The 20,478-nt window shown below is 72.4% G+C and carries 18 protein-coding genes; 8 read left to right on the forward strand and 10 right to left on the reverse strand.

Going from position 1 to position 20,478, the window contains the following annotated elements; translation table 11 throughout:
• Positions 1-230: 230 nt before the first annotated feature.
• Both aceB and HA039_RS06250 read left to right on the forward strand, forming a co-directional pair.
• Complete coding sequence (gene aceB, locus HA039_RS06245) at positions 231-1,862, forward strand: malate synthase A (protein WP_167024957.1); 1,632 nt, start codon at positions 231-233, stop codon at positions 1,860-1,862.
• Positions 1,863-1,918: 56 nt separating this feature from the next.
• Positions 1,919-2,560: a TIGR03086 family metal-binding protein gene (locus tag HA039_RS06250; RefSeq protein WP_167024960.1), complete on the forward strand. Its 642-nt coding sequence runs from the start codon at positions 1,919-1,921 to the stop codon at positions 2,558-2,560.
• 110 nt (positions 2,561-2,670) lie between these two features.
• Here HA039_RS06250 and HA039_RS06255 read toward each other — a convergent pair whose 3' ends face one another.
• Entirely contained in the window at positions 2,671-3,072 is a 402-nt protein-coding gene (locus HA039_RS06255; protein ID WP_167024963.1) for a winged helix-turn-helix transcriptional regulator, read from the reverse strand.
• Between the two features lie 163 nt (positions 3,073-3,235).
• Between HA039_RS06255 and HA039_RS06260 the strand changes: the two genes are divergently transcribed.
• The 4 genes from HA039_RS06260 (at position 3,236) to HA039_RS06275 (ending at position 10,195) form a co-directional block, all read left to right on the forward strand.
• On the forward strand, positions 3,236-4,684 hold the full coding sequence (locus HA039_RS06260) for an MFS transporter (RefSeq protein WP_167024966.1): 1,449 nt from the start codon (positions 3,236-3,238) through the stop codon (positions 4,682-4,684).
• An 83-nt stretch (positions 4,685-4,767) separates the two neighbouring features.
• Entirely contained in the window at positions 4,768-5,577 is an 810-nt protein-coding gene (locus HA039_RS06265) for a chitosanase (protein ID WP_425086312.1), read from the forward strand.
• A gap of 166 nt (positions 5,578-5,743) precedes the next feature.
• Positions 5,744-6,607, forward strand: a complete 864-nt coding sequence (locus HA039_RS06270; protein ID WP_167024969.1) for a chitosanase — start codon at positions 5,744-5,746, stop codon at positions 6,605-6,607.
• A gap of 276 nt (positions 6,608-6,883) precedes the next feature.
• Positions 6,884-10,195, forward strand: coding sequence for a GH92 family glycosyl hydrolase (locus HA039_RS06275; protein WP_425086407.1), 3,312 nt, complete (start codon positions 6,884-6,886; stop codon positions 10,193-10,195).
• Between the two features lie 84 nt (positions 10,196-10,279).
• Here the strand turns inward: HA039_RS06275 and sigJ are convergent, their stop codons facing one another.
• The 9 genes from sigJ to HA039_RS06320 all read right to left on the reverse strand — a co-directional run bounded on the left by sigJ (position 10,280) and on the right by HA039_RS06320 (position 18,466).
• Positions 10,280-11,200, reverse strand: a complete 921-nt coding sequence (sigJ, locus tag HA039_RS06280) for an RNA polymerase sigma factor SigJ (protein WP_167024975.1) — start codon at positions 11,198-11,200, stop codon at positions 10,280-10,282.
• Positions 11,201-11,387: 187 nt separating this feature from the next.
• Positions 11,388-12,773 (reverse strand): 8-oxoguanine deaminase, encoded by a 1,386-nt coding sequence (locus HA039_RS06285; RefSeq protein ID WP_167024977.1) that lies wholly within the window; start codon positions 12,771-12,773, stop codon positions 11,388-11,390.
• An 81-nt stretch (positions 12,774-12,854) separates the two neighbouring features.
• Positions 12,855-13,799: a factor-independent urate hydroxylase gene (gene pucL / locus HA039_RS06290; protein WP_167024980.1), complete on the reverse strand. Its 945-nt coding sequence runs from the start codon at positions 13,797-13,799 to the stop codon at positions 12,855-12,857.
• Positions 13,800-13,804: 5 nt separating this feature from the next.
• Entirely contained in the window at positions 13,805-14,227 is a 423-nt protein-coding gene (uraH, locus tag HA039_RS06295) for a hydroxyisourate hydrolase (RefSeq protein ID WP_167024983.1), read from the reverse strand.
• A gap of 3 nt (positions 14,228-14,230) precedes the next feature.
• The gene (uraD, locus tag HA039_RS06300; protein ID WP_167024986.1) at positions 14,231-14,740 is read right to left on the reverse strand and encodes a 2-oxo-4-hydroxy-4-carboxy-5-ureidoimidazoline decarboxylase; all 510 of its coding nucleotides are present in this window, start codon (positions 14,738-14,740) and stop codon (positions 14,231-14,233) included.
• Positions 14,741-14,947: 207 nt separating this feature from the next.
• Positions 14,948-16,459, reverse strand: a complete 1,512-nt coding sequence (locus tag HA039_RS06305; RefSeq protein ID WP_208298554.1) for an MFS transporter — start codon at positions 16,457-16,459, stop codon at positions 14,948-14,950.
• A gap of 312 nt (positions 16,460-16,771) precedes the next feature.
• Positions 16,772-17,188: a helix-turn-helix domain-containing protein gene (locus HA039_RS06310; RefSeq protein WP_167024992.1), complete on the reverse strand. Its 417-nt coding sequence runs from the start codon at positions 17,186-17,188 to the stop codon at positions 16,772-16,774.
• On the reverse strand, positions 17,185-17,439 hold the full coding sequence (locus HA039_RS06315) for a YkoF family thiamine-binding protein (RefSeq protein WP_167024995.1): 255 nt from the start codon (positions 17,437-17,439) through the stop codon (positions 17,185-17,187). The genes HA039_RS06310 and HA039_RS06315 overlap by 4 nt, the downstream gene beginning before the upstream one ends.
• A gap of 46 nt (positions 17,440-17,485) precedes the next feature.
• Positions 17,486-18,466 (reverse strand): PhzF family phenazine biosynthesis protein, encoded by a 981-nt coding sequence (locus HA039_RS06320; protein WP_167024998.1) that lies wholly within the window; start codon positions 18,464-18,466, stop codon positions 17,486-17,488.
• A 219-nt stretch (positions 18,467-18,685) separates the two neighbouring features.
• On the opposite strand from HA039_RS06320, the gene HA039_RS06325 reads away from it, so the two are divergent.
• Positions 18,686-19,507, forward strand: a complete 822-nt coding sequence (locus HA039_RS06325) for a TIM barrel protein (protein ID WP_167025001.1) — start codon at positions 18,686-18,688, stop codon at positions 19,505-19,507.
• 52 nt (positions 19,508-19,559) lie between these two features.
• Positions 19,560-20,450 carry a 2-hydroxy-3-oxopropionate reductase gene (locus HA039_RS06330; protein WP_167025004.1) on the forward strand — a complete coding sequence of 297 codons (891 nt, stop codon included), beginning with the start codon at positions 19,560-19,562 and terminating at the stop codon, positions 20,448-20,450.
• Positions 20,451-20,478 lie beyond the last annotated feature (28 nt).

Below are 20,478 nucleotides of genomic sequence, written 5' to 3' on the forward strand. Positions count from 1 at the left end.
GGGGCGGGCGTGTGGCACTGCGCGCCACGATGCCTCGACGCGGAGAGTCTCGACATCAACAAACCATTGAACTTCCACCATGAGGAAACTACTATCCACAGGTCAGGTGCGCCCACCCCCCGGGGGAGGCACCTGCGACCGCATCCCGGCGCCACGGCACTCAGTGCCGTCCGAGGCGAGCAACCGGCCGCCGGGCACCGCCCGGCAGCTCGCCGAAGGAGTCGAAAGACATGTCCGCTCCCGCTCCCTCCCCCCTGGTCGTCGTGGACGCCGAGCCGCTGCCCCGCCAGGACGAGGTCCTGACCGAGGCGGCCCTCACGTTCGTGGCCGAGCTGCACCGCCGGTTCACCCCCCGCCGCGACGAACTGCTGGCACACCGTGCCGAGCGGCGCGCCGAGATCGCCCGTACCTCCAGCCTGGACTTCCTGCCCGAGACCGCCGCCGTCCGCGCCGACGACACCTGGCGGGTCGCACCCTCGCCGGCCGCGCTGGACGACCGCCGCGTCGAGATCACCGGTCCCACCGACCGCAAGATGACGATCAACGCGCTGAACTCCGGCGCGCGGATCTGGCTCGCGGACTTCGAGGACGCCTCCGCGCCCACCTGGGAGAACGTGGTCCTGGGCCAGGTCAACCTGATCGACGCGTACGAGCGCCGCATCGACTTCACGGACCCGTCCTCGGGCAAGGCGTACGCACTCAAGGCCCCCGGCGAGCTCGCGACCGTCGTGATGCGCCCGCGCGGCTGGCACCTGGCGGAGCGTCACCTCCAGCTGGACGGGGAGCCGGTGCCGGGGGCGCTGGTCGACTTCGGCCTGTACTTCTTCCACAACGCGCGGCGGCTGATCGACCTCGGCAAGGGCCCGTACTTCTACCTCCCGAAGACGGAGTCGTACCTGGAGGCGCGGCTGTGGAACGACGTCTTCGTCTTCGCGCAGGACTACGTCGGCATCCCGCGGGGGACGGTCCGGGCGACCGTGCTGATCGAGACGATCACGGCGGCGTACGAGATGGAGGAGATCCTCTACGAGCTGCGCGACCACGCGTCCGGGCTGAACGCGGGCCGCTGGGACTACCTGTTCTCGATCGTGAAGAACTTCCGTGACGGCGGGGCCAAGTTCGTCCTGCCGGACCGCAACGCGGTCACGATGACGGCCCCGTTCATGCGCGCGTACACCGAACTCCTCGTCCGTACCTGCCACAAGCGCGGCGCGCACGCGCTGGGCGGCATGGCCGCGTTCATCCCGTCCCGGCGCGACCCCGAGGTCAACAAGGTCGCCTTCGAGAAGGTCAAGGCCGACAAGGACCGCGAGGCGCGGGACGGCTTCGACGGCTCGTGGGTGGCGCACCCCGACCTCGTCCCGATCGCGAAGGCGTCGTTCGACGCGGTCCTCGGCGACCGGCCGCACCAGAAGGACCGGCTCCGCGAGGACGTCCACGTCGCGGCGGGCGACCTGATCGCGGTCGACTCGCTGGACGCCCGCCCCACGTACGACGGCATGCGCAACGCGGTGCAGGTCGGCATCCGGTACATCGAGGCGTGGCTGCGGGGCAGCGGCGCGGTGGCGATCTTCAACCTGATGGAGGACGCGGCGACCGCGGAGATCTCCCGCTCCCAGATCTGGCAGTGGATCAACGCCGGGGTGGAGTTCGAGCACGGGGGGCGGACGGTACGGGCCACTCCGGAGCTGGCCCGCGAGCTGGCCGCCGACGAGCTCACCTCGATCCGCGCGGAGAGCGGCGAGGAGGCGTTCGCGGCCGGGAAGTGGCAGCAGGCCCACGACCTGCTGCTGACGGTGGCGCTCGACGAGGACTACGCGGACTTCCTCACCCTGCCCGCGTACGAGCAACTGCGCGGCTGAGGAGTCCGTGGCCCCGCCCGCGATGAGTTTCGCGGGCGGGGGCGGTCTTCCCTGGCATGGATACAGATACGAGTACGACGGCGGGCGCGGACCTCGGGCCCGGGACCGGGCCCGCCGAGCCGGGCCCGGTCGATCTGGGGCCGGTGTGCCGCGCGACGGCCCGGGTGGCGGCCGGGATCCCGGACGAACTGCTGGACGGGCCGACCCCCTGTCCCGCGTACACCGTCCGGGGCATGCTCGCGCACCTGGCCGGGCTCACGATCGCCTTCCGGGACGCCGCGGGCAAGAAGAGCGGCCCGACCACGGACACCGCGCCGGAGCCGGGCAGCGTGCCCGAGCTGGCGGAGGGCTGGCGCGCGCTGCTGCCCCGGCAGCTGGACGAGCTGGCGGAGGCGTGGCGGGACCCCGCCGCCTGGGAGGGCGCGACCCGCGTCGGCGGGGTCGACCTGCCGGGCGGGGTGGCGGGGGTGGTCGCCCTCGACGAGGTGCTGGTGCACGGCTGGGACCTGGCACGCGCCACCGGTCAGGGGTACGAGGCCGACGAGGCGGGCCTGTGGGCCGCGTACGGGATGCTCGCCGCGCCGCGCCCCGCGGAGGGGATCTTCGCCCCGCCGGTCGCCGTGCCGCAGGACGCGCCGCTGCTGGACCGGGTGATCGGGCTGAGCGGCCGGCGACCCGACTGGCGGCCCGGGGAGTAACGCGCGGGCGGACGGTACGGATCAGGGCGCGTGCGCCGGCCGGGGGGCCTGGCGGCCGCGCTCCGGTACGTACCGTCCGCCCCGCCCCCCCCCGGTCGGCCGGACGGGTGTCAGCCCGCGTCGAGCCCCCGGCCGTGCGCCACGTCGTACGCCGCGCGGGACTCCGCGATCGTCACCCGGTGGCGCTCCGCCCAGTCCGTGAGGCCCAGCAGGCTCGCGTGCAACTCGCGGGCCACCGGGGTCAGTTCGTACTCCACCTTGGGCGGGACCGTGGCGTGCACCGTACGGGTCAGCAATCCGTCGCGCTCCAGGTTCCGCAGCGTCAGCGTCAGCATGCGGCGGCTGATGCCCTCGATCGAGCGCTCCAACTCCGTGAAGCGGATGGGCCCGTGGGCCGCCGCCACGATGATCAGCACGCTCCATTTGCCGGCGACCCTGTCAAGAACTTCCCGGACCGGGCAGGCCTGCGCGTGCACGACCTGCGCGGTCACACGCGTGTTCCCCTGGGACATCGAAGTGCCTCCTTCTGCCGAGCTTCACGGTCACCCACGATGACCTCCGTTACAGATCGTGCGCCTTTGGAGGTCATCGCCCATGGACAGGGACGTGCAGACCGTTCCACCCTCTCATCCTTCCCGCCGGACAGCCCTCGTCGTGCTGTGCGCGGGAAGCCTCATGACCGTGCTGGACGGCAGCATCGTGACCGTCGCGATGCCCGCGATCCAGTCCGATCTCGGCTTCTCGCCGGCCGGGCTCGCCTGGGTGGTCAACGCGTATCTCATCGCCTTCGCCGGGCTGTTGCTGCTCGCCGGACGGCTGGGTGACCTCCTCGGCCGCCGCCGGATGTTCGTCTCCGGACTGGCCGTGTTCACCGCGGCCTCCGTGCTCTGCGGGCTCTCCCCCACCGCCGGCACCCTGGTCGCGGCGCGCTTCCTCCAGGGCGTCGGCGGGGCGATGACCTCGGCCGTGGTGCTCGGCATGCTGGTGGCACTCTTCCCCGAGGACCGCGAACGGACCAGGGCCATCGCCGTGTTCAGCGCGTCGGCCGCCGCGGGCGGCGCCATCGGGACCTTCCTCGGGGGCGCCCTCACCGCGACCGTCGGCTGGCACGCGATCTTCCTCATCAACCTGCCGATCGGCGCCGTCGCGCTGGTCGCCGCCCGCCGGGTCCTGGCGGACGACCCGGGGCAGGGCCTGCGCGAGGGCGCCGACTACCTGGGCGCTGTCCTGGTGACCGGCGCGCTGATGCTCGGGGTGTACACGCTGGTGCGGACCGCCGACCACGGCTGGGGGTCGGGCCGCACGTTCGTCCTCGGCGCCCTGTCCCTGCTGCTGCTCGCGGCCTTCGCCGTCCGGCAGCGGTACGCCGCGGACCCGCTGTTGCGGCTCGGGCTGCTGCGGTCCCGTACCGTCACCGGCGCCAATCTCGTCCAAGTCCTCATGGTCGCGGGGATGTTCACCTTCCAGTACCTCGGCGCGCTGTTCCTCCAGCGGGTCCTCGGACTCGGCGAACTGGCCACCGGGGTGGCCTTCCTGCCCGCGCCCGTGGTCATCGGGGTGATGATGCTCGGGTTCTCGGCGCGGCTCAACACCCGTTTCGGACCGCGGCCGTTGCTGTTCGGCGGGCTGATCCTGATCGTCGGCGGACTGGCGCTGTTCGGGCGGGCGCCCGCGGACGGCTCGTACGCGACCGACGTCCTGCCGGTGATGGTGCTGCTCGGGGTCGGCTTCGGCCTGGCGATGCCCGCGCTGACGGGCCTGGCCATGGCCGGCGTACACCCCGAGGACGGCGGACTGGCGTCGGGGCTCTTCAGTACGACGCAGGTGGTGGGCGGCGCGCTCGGTCTCGCCGTCCACGCGGCCCTCGCCTCGGACCGTACGCGGGACCTCCTCGCGGCCGGCGAGGCCGCGGGCCCGGCGGCGGGCGGCGGCTACCGGCTCGCGTTCCTCTCGGCGGCGGGGGTCGCGGCGGCGGCGCTCCTGGTGGCGGTCGCCCTGCTGCGCCGGGGGCCGTCCCCCGGCACCGCACGGGACGCGGCGGAGGACGGGGAGGACGAGGCGGGCGCCACGGACACGCGGGACGCGGAGGACAGTCCCACCGGGAGCGCGCGCGTAATCTCGTGATCTGCCCGGGGCACTCCGTGCGCGGGTACGCCACCGCGCGGCGGACCCGCGCCCGGTCCGTACCCCGAGGAAAGACCCGACCCGTGATCCCCACGCTCCGCCGCCTGTTGTCCCTGCCCGCCCTGGTGGCGCTCGTCCTGTGCGCCGCGTGCGGCCCGGCCGCCGGGGCGCCCGCGGGGCTGGACGATCCGGCGAAGAAGGAGATCGCCATGGAGCTGGTCTCCAGCGCCGAGAACTCCTCGCTCGACTGGAAGGCGCAGTACGGGTACATCGAGGACATCGGCGACGGCCGCGGCTACACCGCCGGGATCATCGGATTCTGCACCGGCTGCGGCGACCTCCTCCAGGTCGTACGGCGGTACACGGACGCCCGGCCGCACAACCGGCTCGCCCCCTTCCTCCCGGCGTTGCGGGCGGTCGACGGCTCCGCCTCGCACACCGGCCTCGGCGCCCCCTTCACCACCGCCTGGAAGCAGGCCGCCACGGACCCCGCGCTGCGCGCGGCGCAGGACGCCGAGCGCGACCGGGAGTACTTCGACCCGGCCGTGTCCCGCGCGAAGGCCGACGGGCTCGGCGTCCTGGGGCAGTTCATCTACTACGACGCGTACGTGATGCACGGGGCGGGCGACACGAAGGGCACGGTCGGCTTCCGTACGATCCGGGCGCGGGCCCTGCGCGCGGCCGACGCACCCGCCGACGGGGGCGACGAGAAGGAGTACCTCGGCGCGTTCCTGGACGCGCGGGTCGACGCGATCCGCCGCGAACCCTCCCACACGGACACGAGTCGCGTCGAAACCGCCCAGCGTGTCTTCCTGGCCGAGGGCAACCTCGACCTCGATCCTCCGCTCGACTGGCGGGTCTACGGCGACCGTTACCGCATTGCCGGTGAGTAACACCCCCCGTCGCCGCACGTAACACTCCCTCGCAGAACCGCCCTAACCACCCCGGCGCCAGATCTTCCTTGTGCCGGACGGGTGTACGCGGCCTCCATCCTTTGGTAGGAAAGCTTCCTAACAAACAACCCACGCGGGAATCCCCCTCTGGAGGCCTCAGGTGTCCATGTCCCCCATACGCTCCTCGCGCCGGCTCAAGTTCCTCCCCCACGCCCTGCTCGGACTCACCCTGGTGGCGATCCCGGCCACCGCCGTGGCGAACACGGCACCCGCCCCCGCCGGCGTCACCGCCACCTCCGCCGGTGTGCGGGCGGCCGCGGCGATCGGGCTGGACGACCCGGCGAAGAAGGAAATCGCCATGCAGCTCGTGTCGAGCGCGGAGAACTCCTCGCTCAACTGGAAGGCGCAGTACGGCTACATCGAGGACATCGGTGACGGCCGCGGCTACACCGCCGGCATCATCGGCTTCTGCTCGGGCACGCACGACATGCTCGATCTCGTCGAGCTCTACACCCAGCGGGTGCCGGGCAACGCGCTCGCCAAGTACCTGCCCGCGCTGCGTGCCGTCGACGGCACGGACTCGCACTCCGGCCTCGGCTCCGGCTTCGTCAGCGCCTGGAAGACGGCCGCCAAGGACACCAAGTTCCAGACCGCGCAGAACGACGAGCGCGACCGCGTCTACTTCAACCCCGCGGTGAGCCGCGGCAAGTCGGACGGCGTCGGCGTGCTCGGCCAGTTCATCTACTACGACGCCATCGTGATGCACGGCGACGGCTCCGACGGCACGAGCTTCGGCGGCATCCGCAAGCGCGCGCTCGCCAAGGCCAAGCCGCCGGCCCAGGGCGGCAACGAGACCACCTGGCTGAACGCCTTCCTCGACGCCCGCGTCTGGGCGATGGAGCAGGAGGAGGCCCACTCGGACACCAGCCGCGTCGACACGGCGCAGCGGGTCTTCCTCAGCAAGGGCAACCTGAACCTGAACCCGCCCCTCGACTGGAAGGTGTACGGGGACAGCTTCCACATCGGCTAGGCGGACCCGGCGGACCTGACGGCCCGCCTCCCCCATGATCGTGCGCGTGCGGCGCTGGGTACGGCGCGCCGCACGCGCACTCTTGACACCTGGTGATCAACCGGAGGAGCATCCTGACCGCGTCATGACAACGTTGTCCGACAAGGCGTTGTCCGAACCGACGAAGGGCAGGCTCCGGTGTCAGACACCCCATCAGATCGCTCCCGCGCGGGGCGGCTCCGGCCGACACCGCGCTCCCCACGGCGCCGGACGCCCGGAGGCGTGGCCGTCGCCCTCGTGGCGGCGCTCGGTACGGTCCTCTCCCTGGCCGCCGCCGTCCCCGCGTCGGCCGCCTCGTCCGCCGCCCCGCCCCGGGGCGAGGTGCGGGACACCGCGGCGTACGTCGACCCGCTGATCGGCTCGACCAACGCGGGCAACACCTACCCCGGCGCCGTACAGCCCTTCGGCATGCTGGCGTGGAGCCCGCAGAACTCCCGGGGCAGCCAGGTCTCGACCCCCGCTCCCGGCGGGTACGAGTACGGCGCGACGAAGATCCGCGGTTTCAGCCTCACCCACCTCAACGGCGTGGGCTGTTACGGGGCCAACGGCGACATCCCCGTGATGCCGTACGTCGGCGACGTCGACTCCTCCCCCACGGCCGACACCACCGACGCCAAGTACGCCAGTTCGTTCTCCCACGCGGACGAGACCGCCGAGGCGGGCTACTACAAGGTGGGGCTGGCCAGCGGCGCGTCCGCGGAGCTGACCACCACCCCCCGTACCGGCTCGGGGCGCTTCGGCTTCCCCGCCGACAAGCCCGCCAGCATGCTGTTCCGTACGTCCAACTCGGAGACGGGCAGCGGCGACGCGACCGTCCGGGTGGACGCGGCGGCGCGCACCGTGACCGGCTCGGTCAGCGCGGGCAACTTCTGCGGCCCGCAGAGCGCGAACAACCGCCACGACCTCTACACCCTTTACTTCACCGCCCACTTCGACCGGCCCTTCGCCAAGGCCGGCACCTGGACCGACACCACCCTGAACCCGGGATCGACGTCGGCCTCCGGTGGCACCGGCTACGGCACGAACGGCATCCCGGCGGCGGGCAAGGGCTCGGGCGCCTACGTCACGTTCGCGCCGGGCACCACCGAGGTCCAGGCGAAGGTGGCGATCTCGTACGTCAGCGCGGCCGGCGCGGAGGCCAACCTCAAGGCCGAGAACCCGCCACGCGAGACCTTCGCCTCGGTGCGGTCGCGGGCGGAGTCGGCGTGGCGGAATGAGCTGGACAAGGTCAAGGTGAGCGGCGGCTCGGACGCCCGACGCACCACCTTCTACACGGCGTTGTACCACTCGATGCTGGAACCGACGCTGACCAGCGACGTCGACGGGCGCTACCTCGGCGCGGACCGGGCGCCGCACCGGCTCGCCAAGGGCCAGCAGGCGCAGTACGGGACCTTCTCCGGCTGGGACCAGTACCGCGCGCAGGTGCAGTTGATGACCCTGCTCAACCCGAGGGCGGGCAGCGACTACGCCCAGTCCCTCTTCAACTACGCGAACCAGCGCGGCGGCGAGTGGGACCGCTGGCTGCTGGAGAACGGCAAGACGAGTGTGATGTCCGGCGATCCGTCGGCCGCCGCGCTCGCCGGGATCCACGCCTTCGGGGGCCGCGACTTCGACGTCAAGGGCGCGCTGCACTCCCTGATCACGGCGGCGACCGTGCCGACGGCGAACGACTCGGACAGCGCGGGCTGCAACGTGGAGTGCGTCGGGCAGCGCCCGGCGCTCGACAAGTACCTGGAGCTCGGTTACGTACCGGCGGACGGCTGCCACTGCTGGGGCGGCGCGGCCGAGACCCTGGAGGACGCGGCGGCCGACCACGGCCTGTCGGAACTGGCCGGCGCCACCGGCGACCGCGCGAACCAGAAGAAGTTCCTGGAGCGTTCGGGCGCGTGGCGGTACGTCTTCGACGCGAACGCGACCCCGCAGGGCGGCTACATGCGGGACAGGAAGGCGGACGGCACCTGGGTCGGCGGTTCGTTCTCGCCGAGCACCGAGAGCGGCTTCGTCGAGGGCACCAGCGCCCGGTACACCTGGATGGTCTACTCGGACGTGGCGGGCCTGGCCCGCGCGATGGGCGGCAACGAGGCCGCGGTGAAGCGGCTCGACGCGTTCTTCCGGACCCCGGACGGCGCCTTCGACTTCTCGGCGCAGGACCCCACGCGCTACGACCCCACCAACGAGCCCGACATCAACGCCCCCTACCTCTACGACTACTTGGGGGCGCCCTGGAAGACCCAGGAGACCGTACGCGCCGAGCTGGACCAGCTCTGGACCGACCAGCCGGGCGGCATTCCCGGCAACGACGACGCGGGCACGATGTCGTCCTGGTACGTCTTCTCCGCGCTCGGCATGTACCCGCAGGTGCCCAGCCGGGCCGATCTGGTGCTGTCCGCGCCGCTGTTCCCGCGCGCGGTGATCCGTACCGGACACGGCAAGAAGATCACGGTCAACGCGCCGGGCGCCTCGGCGGAGAACCTGTACGTACGGGGCCTGCGCACCGACGGCAAGAAGTCCACCAAGCCGTGGGTGCCCGCCTCCTTCGTCACGCGCGGCGGCACCCTGGACTACACGCTGGGCAGCACGCCGGACAAGGCCTGGGGCAGCGCCCCGGCCGACGCCCCGCCGTCCTTCCGCGAGGGCGGGGTGCCGTTCTTCACCGGGACCGCGCCCGGCCAGGTGAAGGTCGAGCCGGGGAGCGCGGGGACCGGATCCGAGGTCAAGGTGCAGACGATCGAGGACGCGGCGACCACCGTGCACTGGAAGGCCACCCCGCCCGACGGGATCACGGTGACCCCGTCGGAGGGTGACTTCGCCGTGCCGGGCGGGAGTTCGGGCAGTGAGAAGTTCACCGTCACGGCCGCGGCCGGCGCCCGGCCCGGCTTCTACACGGTGCCGGTGACGCTGACGTCGGCCTCCGGCACGGCCCTGCCGAGGACGTCGCTCGCGGTGACCGTCGCCGCGCGGGACAGCGTGCTGTGGAACCTCAACAACGCGGGCATCTCGGCGGACGACACCAACCCGCAGGCCAACTTCGACGGCCAGGGCTGGAGTTACTCGGCCAAGGCCCTCGCGGGAGCGGGCGCGAAGCCCGGCGGCACGGTCTCGGCGGGCGGCTTCGACTTCACCTGGCCCGCGGTGAACCCGGGCGACCCGGACAACATCGAGGTGGTGGGCGGGGGCGCGCCGCAGGTCCTCGACGTGTCGGCGGCCTCGCCGGACGCGACGGAGCTGAGCCTGCTGGGCAGCGCCATCAACGGCGCGACGACGGGCACGGTGACGCTCACGTACACCGACGGCACGACCCAGGAGGCGTCCATCGGGTTCAGCGACTGGACGCTGGGCGGCGGCAGCCAGCAGCCGTCCTTCGGCAACGTGGTCGCCGTCCACACCACGTACCGGGACGTGTCGGGCGGCGGGGTGGACCAGGTGGGCACGGACGTGTTCGCGACGGCGCCGATCCCGTTGCGGGCGGGCAAGCGGCTCGCGAGCGTGACCCTGCCGGGCACGACCGACGGCGGCGTCATCCACGTCTTCGCGGTGGCGACGGCCTGATCCGGCGACGGGGGCGGGGCGGGTACGGCTCGGGCCGTACCCGCCCCGCCCCTTTCGCGTGCAAGGCGGCTTCCGTACGCGCGCTCAGTCCAGGACCGTGAGGTCGAGCCGGGCCAGTCGTTCCGGGTCGGCGAGGATGTCGATCTCCACGATCCGGCCGGCCGCGACCGTGAAGCCCAGGACCGAGAGCGGCCGCCCCTCGCGGGAGACGACCAGGCCGGCGGCCCCGTTGACGAGGGCCCGCCGCAGGACACCGCCGCCCCCGGCGCCGAGGCGGGAGAACGTGAGCGACTGGTCCGCCACCGCCTTCGCGCCGTGGATCTCGCGGAGGCCGCGCGCCGGCGCGGAGCCGTGGTCGGCCCGCATCACGACCCCGGGGTCGAGCAGGGCGACGAGCGCGTCGAAGTCCCCGCCGCGCGAGGCGGCCAGGAAGGCGTCGACCACCTCCCGCTGCCGGCCGAGGTCCGCGTCCGGAACGGTCGGCGTTCCCCGGACGCGGCGACGGGCCCGGCTGGCGAGCTGCCGGGCGGCGGTCGGCGTACGGCCGACGAGCGGGGCGATGTCCTCGAAGGGCACGGCGAACATGTCGTGCAGGACAAACGCGAGCCGCTCCGCCGGGGCGAGGGTCTCCAGCACCACGAGCAGTGCCAGCCCGACCGAGTCGGCGAGCAGCGCCTCCTGCTCGGGGTCGACGCCGTTCTCCCGGCTGACCACCGGGTCGGGGACGTACACCCCGTCCCACGGTTCCTCGCGGCGGGAGGCGCGGGTGCGCAGCAGGTCCAGGCAGACCCGTCCGACCACGGTGGTCAGCCAGGCGCCCAGGCTCTCGATGCGGGTGCTGTCGGTACGGCCGAGCCGCAGCCAGGCTTCCTGTACGGCGTCGTCGGCCTCGGTCAGCGAGCCGAGCATCCGGTAGGCCACGGCGCGCAGGTGGGGGCGGTGGGCCTCGAAGCGTTCCGCGAGAAAGTCGTCGGCGGGGGAGGTTCCGGCGAGGGGTTCGTCCATCGGTGAGGTGTCCTCGGTGCGAGCGGGGGTGGGTCGTCCTTCCCCTCTCTGACGGATCGCGCGGGCGATTCGTGACCGGGGGCGCCGTACCGCCGTCGGTACGGCGCCCCCGGTCGTGTCGCCGCGGGCCCGGGGGCCTGCGGCTCCGGGCGGGGGCCGTCCCCCCCGACCGGAGTGCGTGGCCGGATCAGTCGTGTCCGGCGATCCGGGCGAGGCGCCGGGCCTCGCTCCTGGCGGAGCGGGCGACGGCGTCCTCGTCGACGGTGGTGAGGTGGTTGTCCTCGACGACGGTCCGTCCGTTGACGAGGGAGAGGGTGACGGGGGCGGCGGCGCCGAGGACCAGCGCGGACACCGGGTCGGCGATGGAGGAGTGGGCGAGGGTGTCCATCTTCCAGAGCACGAGGTCGGCGAGTTTGCCCGCCTCGATCGAGCCGATCTGGTCGGCGCGGCCCAGCACCCGCGCCCCGCCGTGCGTCCCGAGGCGCAACGCCTGACGGGCCGTCAGAGCGGCCTCGCGGTGGGCCCCCAGACGGTTGACCAGGAGGGCGTTGCGCAGTTCGGTGTGGAGTTCGCCCGATTCGTTGGACGCCGTGCCGTCGACGCCGAGGCCGACGGGGATGCCGGCGGCGAGCATGTCGGGCACCCGCGCGATCCCGGCGGCCAGGCGGGCGTTGGAGGAGGGGCAGTGGGCGACACCGGTGCCGGTACGGGCGAAGGCGGCGATGTCGGCGTCGTTCATGTGCACGCAGTGGGCCATCCACACGTCGTCGCCGAGCCAGCCGGTCGACTCGAAGTAGTCGGTGGGACCCATCCCGAAGCGCTCCTCGCAGAACCGCTCCTCCTCGACGGTCTCACTGCCGTGCGTGTGCAGCCTGACCCCTTTACGGCGGGCCAACTCGGCGCCCAGCTTGAGGAGTTCGGTGGAGACGGAGAAGGGGGAGCAGGGCGCCACCGCGATCTGGGTCATCGCGTCGAAGGAGGAGTCGTGGTAGCGGTCGACGGCCTCCTCGGTGGCGGCGAGGGCGCCGTCCAGGGACTCGACGGCGAAGTCCGGTGGCAGGCCGCCGTCCGTCTGCCCCCGGTCCATGGACCCACGGGCGAGGGTGAACCGGACGCCGGTCTCGGTCGCGGACTCCACGATCGCGCCCGTCAGGTCGCCGGCGCCGCGCGGGTAGACATAGTGGTGGTCCATGGCGGTGGTGACCCCGCCGCGCGCCATCATGGCGAGGGACCCGCGGGCGGCGGCGCGGAGCATCGGCTCGTCGATGCGCGCCCAGACCGGGTAGAGCGCGACCAGCCAGTCGAAGAGGTTGTGGTCGGTGGCGAGTCCGCGGGTGATCCACTGGTAGAAGTGGTGGTGGGTGTTGACGAGGCCGGGCGTCAGGAGGTGCCCGGTGCCGTCGACGCGCCGGACGACGTTCTCCAGGCCGGCGGGGGCGGGGCCCGCGCCGACCGACTCGATCCGGTGGCCGGCGATCACGACGTGGCCCGAGGCGTACTCGGTGTCGTGCGCGTCCACGGTCGCGACGGCGCAGTTCTCGATGACGATGCGCGGGACGCGCGGTGCCGCCATGGCGGTTCCTCTTCCTGTACGGGTGATCAGGGGGCAGAGGGCGGTCGGGTCGGTGGCTGACCGGGTCAGAGGCTGATCGGGTCAGAGGGTGGTGAGGTCCGGGGCGATCCGCGCGTCGGCGCCGTCGCGCAGGACGGTGGCCTCGATCAGGCCGTAGGGGCGGTCCGCGGCGAGGTAGACGGCTCCGTCGGGGGTGTCGTTCTTGATCCCGAACGGCGCGAGGTCGACGAGGAAGTGGTGCTTGTTGGGGAGCGAGAACCGGATCTCGTCGATCTCGGCGCGGTGCTCCAGGACCCGGGTGCCCATCCGGTGGAGGGTCTGCTGGAGCGAGAGCGAGTAGGTCTCGGCGAAGGCCGTGAGCACGTGGCGCTTGCTCTGTTCGTACGACTCGTTCCAGTCGGGCGCCCCGGCCTCGCCGCTCTCGCCGCCGGACCACCCGTACCGCCAGCGCGCGGACACGTCGGTCGCGAGGATCCGGTCGTACGCCTCCTTGAGAGTCGTGTACTGGTCCTTGGCGAACCCCCAGAACTCGGAGTCGGTCGAGTTCAGCACGGTGAGGTCCTTGAGTCCGGAGACGACCTCCACCCGCTCGCCGTCGAAGGTGACCTGGGTGACCCGGGTCTCCTGCCCCCGGCGGACGAAGGAGTGCCCGCCCCGTTCTCCGCCGGCCTCTCCACCGCCGTCCCCGCCCCCGGTCCCGATCCGCTCCCAGGCGTACTCCTCGATCCGTACGCGGGCCCGGTCGATCGGGGCGCGGGTGGTCACGAAGTGCCGTGCCAGCACGATGCCGAACTGTTCCGGGGACTCGATGCCGTGCTCCTTGGCGAACGCGTACACCGTGTTTTTCATGGTGTCGGTCGGCAGCACATGGGCGTTGGAACCGGAGTGGTGCACGTCGTCCAGGTCCCCGGAGAGCGAGACCGAGACGTTCAGGTCCTTGATGTGGTGGGTGGCGCCGTCCCGCGTGATCTTGACGACGCGGTTCTCCGCCTTGCCGTACTGGTTCTGTCCGAGCGTGGTGGGCATGCCTGCTAGCTCCCTCGGTAAACGGAGTAGCCGAACGGGTTGAGCAGCAGCGGTACGTGGAAGTGCTCGCCCGGCGTGACGGCGAAGGTGACCGTCACTTCCGGGAAGAACGCACCGCTGTCCCGTAGCGCGGGGGCGTCCTGCCGCTCCTCGGCCTGTGTCCTGCGGGTGAGATACGGCCCGGTGGTGAAGTCGAGCCGTACGTGCGTGGTGTCCGCCGGCAGCGCCGGCAGCCCGGCGCACCGCCCGTCCGCGTCGGTCCGCGCGCCGCCGAGCGTCACCCAGGCGGCGCCGGGTCCCCCGCGGGCCGCGAGCGAGACGGCGACGTCGGGGGCGGGGCGCCCGGCGCTGGTGTCCAGGATGTGCGTGGACACGGACGCGGGGGTGTGGTCGCGGGGCTCGCTGCCGGGATCGGGGCGGGTGCTCACGGGTCAGTCTCCTTCGTGGACGAGACGGGTCAGCCGGATGCGGTTGATCTTGCCCAGTTCGGTGCGCACGATCTCGCGCTCCTCGGCGGGCGTGTGGCCGATCCGGGTCCTGAGCGCGTCGCGCATCCGCTCGCCGGTCGCGCCGGTGGCGCAGATCAGGAAGACATGGCCGAACGTCTCCTGGTAGGCCAGGTTCAGTTCGAGCATCTCGGCCTTCAGCGCGTCGGAGGCGCCGGCCATCCCCCGCTGTTCGCGGGAGGAGACCGGGTCGCCCGGCGCGGGGCGGCCGATCGGCGGGTGTCCGGCCATCGCCTCGGCCAGGTCGTCCGCCGTCAGCGCCGCCACGGCGGTGTCCGCGGCGGTGAGGAGGGCGTCCAGGGTGGCGTACGGACGGTGGGCGAGCAGCCGCCTCCCCCACGCCGAACTGGCGCACACCTCGCGGAGGGTGGCCAGGGCCGCACGGTCGGACGAGACGTTGAACCGGGCGAGGCCCGGGGGTGGCCGGTGCGTCACGGTGCCTCCGTGGTGTGCTGGACGGGCTGCCCTTGACTGCCCTTAGCTAACGCGCTCGGCCTCACGGCGTCAACAGTTTGTTGAAATCTCGTATACGGACCGGCCGGGCGGCGGCACGCGCGAGGAGGCGACCGGGGCCCCACGGGCCCTGGTCGCCTCCTCCGGCTTTTCCTCGGTCAGGTCATGTCTCTCATCTCTCGTGCCAGGTCATACCTCCGAGTACTCGGGGCGCTCGCTCGGCTCGGCCTCGACGGCCGCCGCCTCCTGGCGCCGGTTACGGGTGTACTGGACGACGGTCACCAGCAGCGCGAAGATCGTGATGCCGACGGTGACGCCGATCGCGGCCTTCATGTGCGGCAGGAGCTGCGCGTGCTGGATGTGGGTCGTCCCGGTGCCCAGGATCGCGGTGACGACCGCCAGGACTATCGCGCCGCCGATCTGGAGGCTGGAGTTCAGGATGCCCGAGGCGAGCCCTTGCTCCTCGTCCTTCACACCGGCCGTGGCCTGCACGTTCACCGCCGGGAAGCAGAGCGCGAAGCCGACGCCGAGCAGCAGGATCGTGGGCAGCATGAAGTTCGCGTACGCCTGCCCGGGACTGACGCGCAGGAACAGGGCGTAGGCGGCCGCGAAGGCCAGCAGGCCCGCGAGGAGGAGCTTGACCGTGCTGAACCGCTCCAGCAGGAGGGGGATCTTCGAGCCGCTGAGGACCACGATCAGTCCCCCGGGCAGGAAGGCCAGGGCCATGTGGATGGGCGACCAGCCGAGCGAGTTCTGCACGTACAGCGTCACCAGGAACTGGAAGGCGACGTAGCCGCCGAACATCACCGCCGCCGAGATGTTCGCGTGGACCAGCGGTGCCGAGCGCAGGATGCCCAGCCGCAGCAGCGGGGTGGCGTGCCTGCGTTCGAGGACGACGAACACCGCCATCAGCGCCACGCTCAGCGCCAGCAGCCCGATCGTGGAGAGACTGCCCCAGCCGTGCGTGGGCGCCTCCACCACCGCGTACACCAGGAGCAGCAGCGCCGCGGTGCAGGTCACCGCGCCGCGGAGGTCCAGCCCGGAGAGGCTGAGCTTCTCCCTCGGGACGCGCGGGATGACCCTCAGTCCGGCGACGACCAGCGCGAGGGCGATCGGTCCGGGGACGAGGAAGGTGAGCCGCCAGTTCAGCTCGGTGAGCAGGCCGCCGAAGATCAGGCCCAGGGAGAAGCCGCTCGCGCCGCAGGCGGCGTAGATCCCCATGGCGCGGCTTCGCGCCTTGCCCTCGGTGAAGGTGGTGTTGATGATCGACAGCCCCGCCGGGACGGTGAAGGCGGCCGACGCGCCCTTGATGAAGCGCAGGGCGATGAGAAGGATGTCGCTGTCGACGAAGGTACTGACGACGGATGCCGCCCCGAACACGCACAAGGCGGCGAGGAAGACGCGCCGGCGCCCCAGCAGGTCGGACGCCCTGCCGCCGAGCAGCAGGAGGCTTCCGTACCCGAGGACGTAGCCGCTGACGATCCATTGCAGCGAACTGGCCGACAGGTGCAGGTCCCTGCCGATGTCCGGCAGGGCGACCCCGACCATCGTGAGGTCGAGACCGTCGAGGAAGAGCGCTCCGCAGAGGACGATCAGGAGGATCCAGGTCGCCGGTTTCCACTTGGAGTCGCTGACGGTGGACGCGAGCGCGCCCGCGACGCGGGTCGCACCCGGGGAGGAGTGAGGAGGTGCAGAGGTCATAGATCCGTTTTCTTCCGAATTGGGATCATTCATTCGGCAAGAGTAAGCAGACCTGCCGTGCGCCCAAAATGGGGCGATACGTCCGTATTCGGAGAAGACTTTCCGTTACGCGTCCGTACGTGACCCGGCGGCCACCGTGCGGAGCGCGGACGGCCGTGCCCGGCGTCCGGGCGGCCGTGCGCGACGTCCGGGCGGGCGGATCCGGCCGGGGGCACAAGGTCCCTTTGCCCGGATGTTTGCCAAGCTTTGGGGCGGGCCGGGCGGGCCGCCAGGGGGACGGAACCGGCCGGGAATAACTGACGGCCGGTCAGCTCAACCGCCCGCCGGGGGCTGCCCTTCGCCGTCCTCGCGCGCCTTGGCCCGCTGCTCGTTGGCGTAGTTCAGGTAGTTGTAGACCGTGAAGCGGCTGACGCCGAGCGCGCTCGCCACCGTCTCCACGCCGTGCCGTACGGAGAAGGCGCCGCGCGCCTCCAGGACCCGGACGACCGATTGCTTGGACTTACGGTCCAACTCGGCCAGCGGCATGCCGTGCCGGCGCTCCAGCGCGGCCAGGATGTGGTCCAAAGACTCCGAGAGCTGCGGCAGCCGTACGGCGAGGACGTCCTCGCCCTCCCAGGCGAGCACGACGTCGTCGGGCTCGGCCTCCCCGGCCGCCATCAGCTCGCCGCCCATCGCGTCCACCAGCGGCCTGACCGCGGCGACGAGGGGGTGGTCGCGCGGCGCGGTCACCGACCGCTCTCCGCGTCGATCACGCTGACCTGGAGCGAGACCCGGGTCGCGCCCGCGGCCAGCGTCTCGCGCAGCAGCGCCTGCACGGCCGCCAGCACCTCGTCCGACCCGCCCTCGGCGGTGTTGCCGAACGGGCCGACGTCGACGGCGTCCAGCGGCGCGCTCCCCACGACCTCCCGGGCCACCACCGCGTGCGCGGGCGCCTCGTCGAGATCGAAGGGTTCGGTCGTGAACTCCACCCGCAGTCGCACCGCGCCTCCATGGTCGTGCCGGAAGTCGACCTTAACGGATCCGGCGTCACACCGGCCCTGCCCCGGAGCCCCCCACCGGGGGCGGGAGCCGGTCGAGCCGCCCGGCCGCCACGAAGGCGACCTCGCCCCCGACCCGTACGTTCACCAGGGCGTCCTGAGGCCCCTGGGGCATGACCCGCATCAGGCTCGGACGGCCCGCGAACCGCCCCTGGGCCAGGGTGAATTCGGCGTCCGGGGGGACCAGCCCGTGCCGGGCGAGATAGGCGCCCACACAGCCGGCCGCGCTGCCGGTGGCGACGTCCTCCAGCACCCCGTCGTTGTTCCAGCTCCGGCCTTCCGGGCCGCTGTCCGTCCCGAGGTCGAGGAGGTACGCGAACCTCGCCCCGTACCGCTCCAGCAGCGCCCCGAAGCCGGGGTGGGCGATGCCCGCCCCGGGGAGCCCCGAGGTCACCGGCACGATCAGGTAGCTCAGGCCCGTGGAGACCACCTCCAGCGGCAGGTCCGCCAGCGCCCCGGCGGGGAGGGAGAGCGCCGCCGCGATCGCGGGCCGGTCGCCCGCCGGGACCTCGCCCAGGAAGCGCGGCGGCCCCTGGTCGAGCAGCGCGGTGAAGCCGGCGCCGGACGGTGTCGTCGTCACGCCCACGGTGGCGCCCGGCAACCGGAAGGTCCAGCGGCGCGGTCCGGCCCCGCCCGCCCGCTCGTGGAGGACGGCCGCCGCGCCGAGGACGGGATGGCCGGCGAAGTCCAGCTCCCCGAACAGGTCGAAGACCCGGGCCGGGACCACCCCGGCCGCGTCGGGCGGAGCGAGGAAGACCGACTCGAAGTGCCGTACCTCCTGGGTGATCGCGAGCAGCTGCCCGGCGGTGGGGCCGCGGCCCGGATCACCACCGGACAGATCACCTCCGGGCACATCGCCGGCGGGCAGATCGCCGCCGGGCAGATCGCCGTCGGCGCCGAAGACCGCGAGGCTGTTGCCGGTGTACGGGCCGGTGGCGAACACGTCGACGTGGCGGTAACCGACGGACACGGGGCATTCCTCCAGGATCGGCGGGGCGCGGCGGGTAACCCGGCCGCCGCCGACGTTAGGGAGCCCCGGCCGCCCTGTCCGGGGCCAATCGCACCCGGGTGGACCGGGAGCCGGGGCAGGAATTACCGAAACGCCACTTGACAGGCCCCGAGCCCGCCGGGCAGGCTTCCATCAAGCAGAAAATAACTTCCGCAATACGGAAGGAGCGCCTGGCCCCTCATGAGTTTCTCCGAGCAGCGCTTCGATGTGAACCTGTCCATCCTCTTCACGGAACTCCCGCTCCTGGAGCGCCCGGCCGCCGCGGCCGCGGCGGGCTTCGACGCGGTCGAGCTGTGGTGGCCCTGGATCGACACCCCCACACCGCCGCAGGCCGAGCTCGACGCGCTCAGGAAGGCGCTCGACGACGCGGGCACGCGGCTGGTGGGCCTGAACTTCTACGCCGGCCGGCTGCCGGGACCCGACCGCGGGGCGCTCTCCGTGCCCGGCGTGGAGGCCGAGCGCTTCCGCGCCAACATCGATGTCGCGGCCGGCTTCGCCGCCTCCGTGGGCTGCACGGCGCTCAACGCGCTGTACGGCAACCGCGTCGAAGGCGTCGACCCGCACCTCCAGGACACCCTCGCCCTGGACAACCTCGTCCTGGCCGCCCGCGCGGCGGACGCGATCGGGGCGACCCTGCTGATCGAGGCGCTCAACAAGCCGGAGTCCCCGCTCTACCCCCTGGTGAGCGCGCCCGCCGCGATCGAGGTCGTGGACCGGGTCAACGCGGCGAGCGGACTCGGGAACGCGGCGTTCCTGCTCGACCTCTACCACCTGTCGATGAACGGCGAGGACCTGGCCGCGGTGGTCGACGCGTACGCCGGGCGGACCGGCCACGTGCAGATCGCGGACAACCCGGGGCGCGGCGCGCCGGGCACCGGATCGCTGCCGCTGGAGGACCTCCTCGGCCGGCTGCGGAAAGCCGGTTACGACGGCTGGGTCGGCCTGGAGTACAAGCCCGGCGACCGCCCGAGCGCCGAGGCGTTCGGCTGGCTCGCCACCTGACCGTCCGATGCAGCTGACCTTCTGATGTACGTGTGTCGAAAGAGGCCCCCGCATGAGTAATCTCCCCAAGATCGCGTGGATCGGACTCGGCATCATGGGCTCCCCCATGTCCGAGAACCTGATCAAGGCCGGTTACTCGGTGACCGGGTTCACGCTGGAGCAGGACAAGCTGGACCGGCTCGCCGCCGCGGGCGGCACGGCCGCCGGGTCGATCGCCGAGGCCGTCGCGGACGCCGACGTCGTGATCACCATGGTCCCGGCCTCCCCGCAGGTGGAGGCCATCGCCTACGGCGAGGCGGGCATCCTGGCCCACGCCCGGCGGGGCGCGCTGCTGATCGACATGTCGTCGATCACCCCGCAGACCTCGGTGGACCTGGCGAAGAACGCGGCCGACCGCGGGATCCGGGTCCTCGACGCCCCAGTCTCCGGCGGCGAGGCGGGGGCGATCGAGGCGGTCCTGTCCATCATGGTCGGCGGCGAACAGGCCGACTTCGACGAGGCCAGGCCCGTACTGGAAGCGCTCGGCAGGACCATCGTGCTCTGCGGCCCGCACGGCGCGGGGCAGACGGTGAAGGCCGCCAACCAGCTGATCGTGGCGGTCAACATCCAGGCGTGCGCCGAGGCCGTGGTCTTCCTGGAGAAGTCCGGGGTGGACCTGGCCGCCGCGCTGGACGTCCTGAACGGCGGCCTGGCCGGTTCGACCGTGCTGACGCGCAAGAAGGACAACTTCCTCAACCGCGACTTCAAGCCGGGCTTCCGCATCGACCTGCACCACAAGGACATGGGCATCGTCACGGACGCCGCCCGCAACGTCGGCGCCGCCCTGCCCGTCGGGGCCGTGGTGGCCCAACTGGTCGCCTCCCTGCGGGCGCAGGGCGACGGCGGCCTCGACCACTCCGCCCTCCTGCGCTCGGTGGAGCGCCTCTCCGGTGACCAGGTGTGAACTCCCCTTCCTGGCACCGCCCCTGAAC

The sequence above is a fragment of the Streptomyces liangshanensis genome (assembly GCF_011694815.1).
In the GTDB taxonomy this organism is placed as follows: domain Bacteria; phylum Actinomycetota; class Actinomycetes; order Streptomycetales; family Streptomycetaceae; genus Streptomyces; species Streptomyces liangshanensis.